1 protein-coding gene and 1 pseudogene are annotated in these 2,487 nt (G+C 74.8%); both read right to left on the reverse strand.

Annotated elements, in window-relative coordinates; translation table 11 throughout:
* Positions 1–170 precede the first annotated feature (170 nt).
* Positions 171–1,874, reverse strand: a complete 1,704-nt coding sequence (locus ACRYRX_RS22520) for an amidohydrolase (protein ID WP_432515436.1) — start codon at positions 1,872–1,874, stop codon at positions 171–173.
* Positions 1,875–1,933: 59 nt separating this feature from the next.
* Positions 1,934–2,487, reverse strand: a pseudogene (locus tag ACRYRX_RS22525) (hypothetical protein); the annotation flags it as partial.

Consider the following 2,487-nt stretch of genomic DNA (forward strand, 5'->3'; position numbering starts at 1 on the left):
GGTGGGCGATCGGCTGCAACCCGACCCCCGGATCAGCGGGGAACAACGACCCGCTGCCGGTGTCGGCCCAGCCGTACAACTCGTGCCACAGGTAACCGGTGCTCATCTCGTCCTCGGCTCGTGGGGGGGTGCGGACCGGCCGGCCGGGGCGGGCGCGACCGGCGGCGGGATCAAGCGGGGGTGGGGACGGGGCGCCGGTGGACGACGCGACCGCCCAGGACCGTGAGGTCGACGGGCATCGTGGGCATGTCGTGGGGGTCGAGCGCGCGCAGGCCGACGCCGAGGACGACGAGGTCGGCGACCTTGCCCACCTCCAGCGTCCCCTTCCAGTCCTCGGCGAAGTCCTGCCACGCGGGGTTGCTGGTGTAGGTGCGCAGGGCGGTCTCGAGGTCGATGCGCTGCTCGGCGCCGCTGACCTCACCGCTGGCCTTGCCCTCGCGCAGCAGCATGGTCGACAGCCCCTGCCGCCAGTCCGGCGCGGTGACGGGCGCGTCGGAACTGCTCATGAGGTGCACCCCGGTCTCGGCCGCCAGCCGGTAGGGCCACTCGTAGGCGGCGCGCTCGGCTCCCACGACGCCGACCTCGAGGTCGGAGATGGTCCACTTGATGGTCGGGTTCATGTTGACCCCGATGCCGAGCTCGGCCATGCGGGCCAGCGTCGGCGCGCTCACGAAGTCCCCGTGGATGAGGTAGTGGCGCGCGTCGGGGCGCGGGTGCTCGGCCTGCGCGGCGGCGATCGCGTCGACGACGGCGTCGATGGCGCGGTCGCCGGTGACGTGGATGCCGAGCTGCCGGCCGGCGCGGTGCCCCGCGCTGACCATCCGGCGCAGAGTCTCGACCCGTTCGTCGTCGGTGCCCCCGCTCACGCACAGCGCGCCGCAGCCGCCGGTCAGGTACTCCTCGTGCATCCAGGCCGACCCGGTCGGCGGGATGCCGTCGGCGAACACCTTGACCCCCAGGACGCGGAAGGTGCGCGGGTCGGGCTGCTCGGGCAGGGCGGTGTCGAGGTGCTGCTCGAACTCCTCGGCCGAACCGGACATGCCGGTGGGCAGCAGGAGCGCGTTCACCCGGACGCCGAGTTCCCCGGCGGCCGCCAGCCGCGCGTAGACGGACAACCCCTCGGTGCCCATCGCACCCCCGGCCAGAGCCTCGCCGCCCGGGCCCAGCGCGGGGTCGGTGATGCTGGTGATGCCGAGTTCCTGGAACTTCGCCACGGCCGAGCGGATCGCCTGTTCGCGGCGGGCGGCGGTCAGCGGCGGCAGCACCTGCTGGACGAGGGACTGGGCCCCTTCGCGCACGATGCCGGTGAGGCGGCCGTCGGTGCCGGTGTCGAGGTAGCCGCCGTCGGGGACGGGGGTGGACTCGTCCACCCCCGCGATCCGCAGGGCGGCGGAGTTCACCCAGGTGGTGTGCCGGGAGTAGTCCTGGAGGAAGACGGGGTTGTCCGGGGAGACGTCGTCGAGGTCGTCGCGGTGCGGGACCCGGCCCGGCTCGGCGCGGCACTCGGCCAGGTAGCCGTCGTCCCAGCCGGTGCCCACGACCCACTCCCCCGGGGCGGCCGCGGCGACGGCGTCGCGGACGGCGTCGCGGATGTCCGCGATGGAGGTCACCGCCGGGTGGGACAGGTCCAGCGACAGCGGTGGGGTGTCGAGGCCGAAGGCGATCGCGTGCAGGTGCGAGTCGTTGATGCCCGGCAGCACGGAGCGGCCGGCCAGCTCGACGACCTCGGTGTCCGGCCCGATGAGGGCCGCGACGTCGTCGTCGGTGCCGACGGCGACGATCTCACCGTCGCGGACGGCGATCGCCTGGGCGATCGAGAACTGCTCGTCGACGGTGAACACCTCGCCACCGCGCAGGACCAGGTCAGCGGACATGCGGTTCCCCTTCCGTGGGGCCGCCCGGTCCCTCGCGGGCCGGGTCGGGTCGTGGGTCTTCAGAGGGAGACCACGGCCATGAGCACCATGCTCCCGGCCATCCCGGCCGTGCACAGGTGCGGCAGGGCCGCCGTGGTCGAGGAGGAGCCGGCCGGGGAGCCGGCGGTCGTGGCCGCCCCGGCCGGCGTGCGTGGGCGGCAGCGCAGGAGCGCGACCACCAGCCACGCGGTGGAGACGGTCAGGGACAGCACGCCGGCGAAGTCCCCGCCGGTGGCGTGCACGTGCCCGGCCAGCGGCACCGGTCCGGCCGCGGCGACGGGGGGCATCAGCAGGAGCAGTGCGCTGGTGGCGAGCAGGTCCAGCGGCAGGAGGAAGGCACCGCCCGCCCGCGCCGCCGCCGCCGCCCAGGCCGTGACCCAGGCCAGGACGACCAGCAGCAACGACCAGACCACCGACGTCCCCACGCCGACGGCGGCGGCCAGCCCCAGGGCCATGGCGGCCACCATCACCAGGTGCGAGACGCGGTGCAGGACACCGGAGCGCCACTGCCCCACCAAGGCGGTGAGCGCCGCCAGCAGGCCGACGGCGCCGGCCACCACGTGGACGGCGGCGG

The organism is Kineococcus lubricus, from assembly GCF_050871965.1.
GTDB lineage: Bacteria > Actinomycetota > Actinomycetes > Actinomycetales > Kineococcaceae > Kineococcus.

Coding starts and splice junctions, on each gene's coding strand:
- ACRYRX_RS22520 (WP_432515436.1), bottom strand. CDS start 1,874: ATGTCCGCTGACCTGGTCCTGCGCGGTGGCGAGGTGTTCACCGTCGAC.